Origin of the sequence: Variovorax sp. (assembly GCF_035634955.1) — a bacterium.
GTDB lineage: Bacteria > Pseudomonadota > Gammaproteobacteria > Burkholderiales > Burkholderiaceae_C > Variovorax.
Map to the genome: position 1 here is coordinate 284,672 of NZ_DASQBZ010000021.1, position 6,469 is coordinate 291,140.

Genomic DNA, 6,469 nt, shown 5'->3' on the forward strand with positions numbered 1-6,469 from the left:
CGGGTCAAGCGCGGCCGAAGGCGCCACCTTCCAGAATGCGCTGCAACGCGACTTGAAAGGCGGAATGCGACTGGCTCAGTTCAGGCCGATGCGCGAAGCGCGCTCACGCAGCACGGCAGCACGAGCCGGGTCGGTCAGTTCGATCGCGTGCGCCGTCTTGAGGAGCTTGCGCATCTGCTCGACATCCTCGAGCACCTGGCGCGGGTTCAGCAGCGCGCCCAACACGACCGACACCTCGTCGAAGAAGGTTTTTGCGGCGCCCGTCAGATGGCCCGTGACGGCGGCAGGGGTGGTGGGATTGAGAGCGGACATTTCGGAGAACTCCTCGCGTCGTTGCTGTGAATGGGGTCGATTTTATAGGGTTTACCCGAGTTATGGGGTAAACCCTGAAATTCAGCCACACAAAGTGTCAAGAAGTGCCGCCGCAAAGCAACAAATCGGCACCCCTCCGCCCCGCCAGGGCCCCTCCCGCGTCCAACGGACTCACGCATGACCACCCTCATCTACACCCACGAAGCCTGCCTGGCCCACGAACCCGGTCCGCATCATCCGGAGTCGCCGGAGCGGCTTCGCGCCGTGTTGGCCGCGCTGAAGACGCCTGAGTTCGAGCAGGCGCAATGGCGCGAGGCGCCGCTCGGCACGCGCGAACAGCTTCTGCTCGTGCACACGCAGGACTACGTGGCCACTGTCGAAGCCCTGGCACCCCAGGATGGCTACCAGATGCTCGACGGCGGCGACACCATCATGTCGCCCGGGTCGCTCGAGGCGGTCATGCGATGCGTCGGCGCCGCCTGCGCTGCAGTGGACGCTGTCATCGGCAAGGAAGCCGACAACGCCTTCTGCGCCACCCGACCGTGCGGCCACCACGCCGAGGCCGGTCGCGCCATGGGCTTTTGCATCTACAACCAGGCGGCCATCGCTGCCCTGCACGCGCGCGTCGCCCATGGCCTCAAGCGCGTCGCGGTGGTCGACTTCGACGTGCACCATGGCAACGGCACACAGAACAGCTTCTACCGGGATCCGGACCTGTTCTACGGTTCGTCGCATCAATCGCCCTTCTACCCGGGCACCGGCGCGCGGCATGAAACCGGCGTGAACCACAACATCGTGAATGTCCCGCTCGCGCTGGCTTGCGATTCACAAGGCTTTCGCACTCGCATGCGCGAGGAGATGCTGCCCGCGCTGCGCCGGTTCGCGCCCGAACTGCTGATCATCTCCGCCGGCATCGACGCACACTTCAAGGACCCGCTGGGCGGACTCAACTTCACCGACGACGACTACCACTGGATCACCGCCGAACTCATGAAGGTGGCAGACGAAAGTTCGCAGGGGCGCGTGGTGTCGATTCTCGAAGGCGGATACAGCCTCGAAGCCTTGGCCAGCGGAACGGCGGCGCACGTGCGCGCGCTGCTGCAAGCAGCCTGACGCCTGTCCGTCCAACGAAGCACGCATTCACCTCGCGGCCGAGCTCAAGCAGCCGCCGCCTTCCTGCGCGCACAAAGGGCGCGCCATGGACACGGGTTCATCCTGATACGGATTCTCTGAAAAGTTGACTTCGGTCAATCAGTGGCAATGGTTTCGAAGCGCAGCATTCAAAACCACGAGAGCTCCGGGGCTCCCGTAAGAGAAGAGCTGCAACAACCTAGGAGACAACATGATGAAGAGCCTTGCATCCCGTGTCTGTTCCACAGCCATGCTGGCCGCCGCACTGGCGGCGCCGGCCTGGGCCTGGGAACCGACCAAGCCGGTCGAGTTCGTGGTGCCCGCCGGCACGGGCGGCGGCGCCGACCAGATGGCCCGCCTGATCCAAGGCATCGTCATCAAGCACAAGCTGATGAAGGAGCCGCTGATCGTCGTCAACAAGTCCGGCGGCGCTGGCGCCGAGGGCTTCCTGGCCGTCAAGGAAGCCAAGGGTGATCCGAACAAGATCGTCATCTCGCTGTCGAACCTGTTCACCACGCCAATGGCCACCGGCGTCCCCTTCAACTGGAAGGACATGACGCCGGTGTCGATGATGGCGCTCGACCAGTTCGTGCTGTGGGTCAATGCCGACCAGCCGTACAAGACGGCTGCCGAGTACATCGCCGCAGTCAAGGCGGCCGGCCCGAACAAGTTCAAGATGGGCGGCACCGGCTCGAAGCAGGAAGACCAGATCATCACCGCCGCCATCGAGAAGGCGACGGGCACCAAGTTCATCTACGTGCCGTTCAAGGGCGGCGGCGAAGTGGCGGTGCAGTTGGTGGGCGACCACATCAACTCGACGGTCAACAACCCGATCGAGGCGGTAGCGCAATGGCGCGCCGGCAAGCTGCGCCCGCTTTGCGTGTTCGACAGCGAGCGCATGCCATACAAGGACAAGATCACCGACACCCAATCCTGGAACGACATCCCGACCTGCAAGGAAGCGGGCGTGCCGACCGACTACGTGATGCTGCGCGGCATCTTCATGCCCCCTGGCGTCAAGCCGGAAGAGAAGGCCTTCTACGTGGACCTGCTCAACAAGGTGCGTGCCACGCCTGACTGGGCCGAGTACATGGAAAAGGGCGCGTTCAACAAGACGGCCCTGACCGGCGACGCCTATAACAAGTGGCTGACCGAGGCCGAGGCGATGCACAAGACGCTGATGACCGAGGCCGGGTTCCTGGCCAAGTAACCGCCATTGCCGCCGCGGCGGCCCCGCCCCGGGAGGGACACCCGGGGCCCCCGGCCGCCGATCATCTTCACGCGTCGGCGTGGAGCTTGACGAGCCTGCAAGGGCTTGCGTTCACGATGTACAGGATGGAGAGCTCCATGGAGCATGAGCAAACTTCGGACGAGGCCGAACGCACGGGCGTGGCCACATGGATGGTGGAGGCCTTCGTGGCCGCGATCCTGCTGGTGCTGGGAATCGTGGTCATGACGGAAAGCCGCCGCCTCGGCGCAGGGTGGACCAGCGATGGCCCGGGCGCAGGCTACTTTCCGTTCTACATCGGATTGATCATCACCATATCGGCGCTGGGCATCTTCTACCAGGCCGTGCTGTCGAAGAAGCGCAATACGGAGGTGTTCGTCGACAGCGAGCAGCTGCGGCGCGTGCTCTCGGTGCTGGTGCCCGCCGCCATCTATGTATTCGGCGTCTCGATCCTCGGCCTGTACATCGCGTCGGCCATCTACATTGCCCTGTTCATGATCGTGCTGGGCAAGTTCTCGTGGATCAAGAGCGTGCTCGTCGGCGTCATCGTCAACACCATCTTCTTCTGCATGTTCGAGGTGTGGTTCAAGGTGCCCCTGTACAAGGGCACGCTCGATCCGCTCGCCTTCCTGGGCTACTGAACCGACGCGGAGCACAATCAAAATGGAAGAAATCAACGCACTGATGCACGGGTTCTCCGTGATCCTCTCGCCCATGAATTTCGGGCTGATGATCGTCGGGATCACGCTGGGAGTGCTGATCGGCGTCCTGCCCGGGCTCGGCGGCGCCAACGGCGTGGCCATCCTGCTGCCGCTGACCTTCACCATGTCGCCGACGTCGGCAATCATCATGTTGTCGTGCATCTACTGGGGCGCGCTGTTCGGCGGCGCCATCACGTCGGTGCTGTTCAACATCCCAGGCGAACCCTGGTCGGTGGCCACGACCTTCGACGGCTATCCGATGGCGCAGCAGGGACGGGCCGGCGAGGCACTCACCACTGCATTCACCTCGTCCTTCATCGGGGCGCTCGTGGCGGTGATCATGATCACCTTCCTGGCGCCGCTGGTGGCCAAGTTCGCGCTGAAGTTCGGCTCCCCGGAATTCTTCTCGGTCTACCTGCTGACGTTCTGCAGCTTCGTCGGTATGGGCAAGGGTTCGCCGTTCAAGATCCTCGCCGCGATGGCCCTTGGCTTCGCCCTGGCCACTGTCGGTATGGACACCGTCACGGGCCAGCTGCGCCTGACCTTCGGCCAACCCGAGCTGATGCGCGGCTTCGACTTCCTGATCGCCGTGATCGGCCTGTTCGGTATCGGCGAGATCCTGCTGTCGATGGAGGAAGGCCTGAGCTTCTCGGGCAAGAGCGCGAAGATCGACCCCAAGGTGGTCTTCCATACGTGGAAGAAGCTTCCCAAGTACTGGGTCACTTCGGTGCGCAGCTCGCTGATCGGGATCTGGATGGGCATCACCCCCGGCGGTGCCACGCCGGCATCGTTCATGAGCTACGGCTTGGCCAAGAAGATGTCGAAGTCTGGCAAGAACTTCGGCGGCGGGGAGATCGAAGGGGTCGTGGCTCCGGAAACCGCGGCACACGCCGCCGGTACCGCCGCTCTGTTGCCGATGCTGGCGCTGGGCATTCCCGGCTCGCCTACCGCGGCTGTCCTGCTCGGTGGTCTGCTGATCTGGGGCCTGCAGCCCGGGCCACTGCTGTTCGTCGAACAGAAGGACTTCGTCTGGGGCCTGATCGCCAGCATGTACCTGGGCAACGTGGTCGGCCTTCTGGTGGTGCTGAGTACCGTGCCGCTGTTCGCGTCGATCCTGCGCATTCCCTTCTCGATCATCGCGCCGGTGATCATCGTGATTTGCGCCATCGGCGCCTACACGGTGCACAACGCCATGCTCGACATCTGGTTCATGTTGGGCTTCGGCGTCATCGGTTACGTTTTCAAGAAGCTGGACTTCCCGCTCGCACCGCTCGTGCTTGCCCTGGTTCTCGGCGACAAGGCCGAGGACTCGTTCCGACAGTCCATGCTGGTGTCGCAGGGCGATGTCATGGTGATGTTCTCCAACCCGCTGGTCGGCACCATCACGACGCTGGCGCTGATCATGCTCTTCTGGCCGCTGCTGGCCAGGCTGGTTGCGTTCATTCGGCCGCCAAAGATCGATGAGTTCCACAAGGAGCGTCCGGTGGATTGATTCCGGATAGCTGCACCAAAGCAAGAGGCGCCCACGGCGCCTCTTTTTTTTTGTCCGCGCGAACGGCGATGGGTGCGCTCGCTTGCCCTGCGCACCGGCCGGCTGCCTCTTCGGCCCCCGCCCGTCGGTCACTCACCGAAAAGATGGACGACCCAGACCAGGTGCTGTGAATTTCTTGTCAGAAACACCTGAATTCGCCATCTATTTGCCCAATTGAGAAATGTCGATTAACGTCTCCCAGAAAAATATATCAATGGAACGTTATTTTTCAAATCGGCACAATTCATCATATTTTTTCCAAATTTCTAATTTTCGTGTCATTGAGCACGCGCTCAACATCATTACACAATTGCCAATGCAAAAATTTGGGTCCCCCATCTAAGACGCACGCCACATTTGTGACGCAACATCTGGTTGGTGCATTCACCGCCAATTCGATTTATTGGCATACTTCGGCGCATACCTGCGCAATGAGGGGGCGCCGCCTTCGCCAAACATATTGGCAATTGCCGGACATTTGTATTTAATTATTCACCAGGGGGAATCTTGTCTTCTTCGAATATTGAACTCGCTGTTCAAAGCGGCAAGGGAGAGAGCGTTGCTCATCGCGTTGGCGGCCGGGCTGGCGCACCACTTCACATCAAGGCCCAATCGGGCTCCAACTATCTACTCAAGGGCGAAGACGGGCAGGCTCCGGAGAACATCACGCTCAAGCGCGTCGGCAACAACCTGGAAGTCACGCTCGAAGGGGACAACCAGCCGGGCCTGATCATCGAGAATTACTTTGCCCAGGAGCCCGCGCCCGGCCTTTACGGAACGGACTCGAGCGGGCAATTGCACGAATTCGTCCGCACCGACGGCGAAGGCGGCATCTTCACCCTGGCAGACGGCGAATCCGAAGCGGCGGCGCTGGGCAGCGCCCCCGCCGTCATTCCCGAGCAGAAAGACGGCGGCATGTTCGTGCTGTTTCCGCTGCTCGCGGCCGCTAGTCTGGCTGGACTGGCGGCCTATGCGATCGGCCGGGACGACGACGAGCCCGCTCCCCCGCCCCTGGGCAAGACGCCTGATGGCGTGGCGAGCGCAAACGACGACGTGGGCGCCATCACCGGCCCGATTGCGCGCGGCGGCACAACTGACGACACGATGCCCGAATTCCGAGGTCGCGGCACGCCGGGCAACACGATCAAGGTCTACGACCATGGGCAGCTGATCGGCCAGACCACGGTCGACCCAGGCGGCAACTGGGTACTGACGCCCGACGCCCTGGCCGACGGCGCCCACTCGGTCACCGTCACGGATACGCCCGCCGGGGGCACGGAAAGCGCACCATCGGCCCCCTTTGACTTCGTCTCGGACACGGTCGCACCGGCGCCCTCGCAGAACGACCAGGCCTTGGACGACCACGGCGACCAGCAAGGCCCGATCGCACCGGGGGGCATCACCGACGACAGCACCCCCACCCTCAGCGGCGACGTGGAGCCGGGCAGCCAGGTGGTGATCGAGGAGAACGGCGTGCCCCTCGGCTCGGCCACGGTGGACGACAACGGCCACTGGGAGTTCACCCCCGACACGCCACTGGCCGACGGAGCGCACGAGCTGGTGCCG

At 63.0% G+C, this 6,469-nt stretch carries 6 protein-coding genes; 5 read left to right on the top strand and 1 reads right to left on the bottom strand.

Annotated features, from left to right (window positions below; all coding sequences use genetic code 11):
* Positions 1–75: 75 nt before the first annotated feature.
* Complete coding sequence (locus tag VES41_RS12125; RefSeq protein WP_324816980.1) at positions 76–312, bottom strand: hypothetical protein; 237 nt, start codon at positions 310–312, stop codon at positions 76–78.
* A 177-nt stretch (positions 313–489) separates the two neighbouring features.
* Between VES41_RS12125 and VES41_RS12130 the strand changes: the two genes are divergently transcribed.
* The 5 genes from VES41_RS12130 to VES41_RS12150 all read left to right on the top strand — a co-directional run.
* Positions 490–1,425 carry a histone deacetylase family protein gene (locus VES41_RS12130; protein ID WP_324816982.1) on the top strand — a complete coding sequence of 312 codons (936 nt, stop codon included), beginning with the start codon at positions 490–492 and terminating at the stop codon, positions 1,423–1,425.
* 232 nt (positions 1,426–1,657) lie between these two features.
* Positions 1,658–2,653 carry a Bug family tripartite tricarboxylate transporter substrate binding protein gene (locus VES41_RS12135; RefSeq protein ID WP_414719110.1) on the top strand — a complete coding sequence of 332 codons (996 nt, stop codon included), beginning with the start codon at positions 1,658–1,660 and terminating at the stop codon, positions 2,651–2,653.
* 137 nt (positions 2,654–2,790) lie between these two features.
* On the top strand, positions 2,791–3,312 hold the full coding sequence (locus VES41_RS12140) for a tripartite tricarboxylate transporter TctB family protein (protein WP_324816985.1): 522 nt from the start codon (positions 2,791–2,793) through the stop codon (positions 3,310–3,312).
* Between the two features lie 22 nt (positions 3,313–3,334).
* Positions 3,335–4,864, top strand: a complete 1,530-nt coding sequence (locus VES41_RS12145) for a tripartite tricarboxylate transporter permease (protein WP_324816987.1) — start codon at positions 3,335–3,337, stop codon at positions 4,862–4,864.
* A 546-nt stretch (positions 4,865–5,410) separates the two neighbouring features.
* Positions 5,411–6,469: Ig-like domain-containing protein (locus VES41_RS12150; protein ID WP_324816990.1), on the top strand; the 1,059-nt coding region annotated here is incomplete at its 3' end.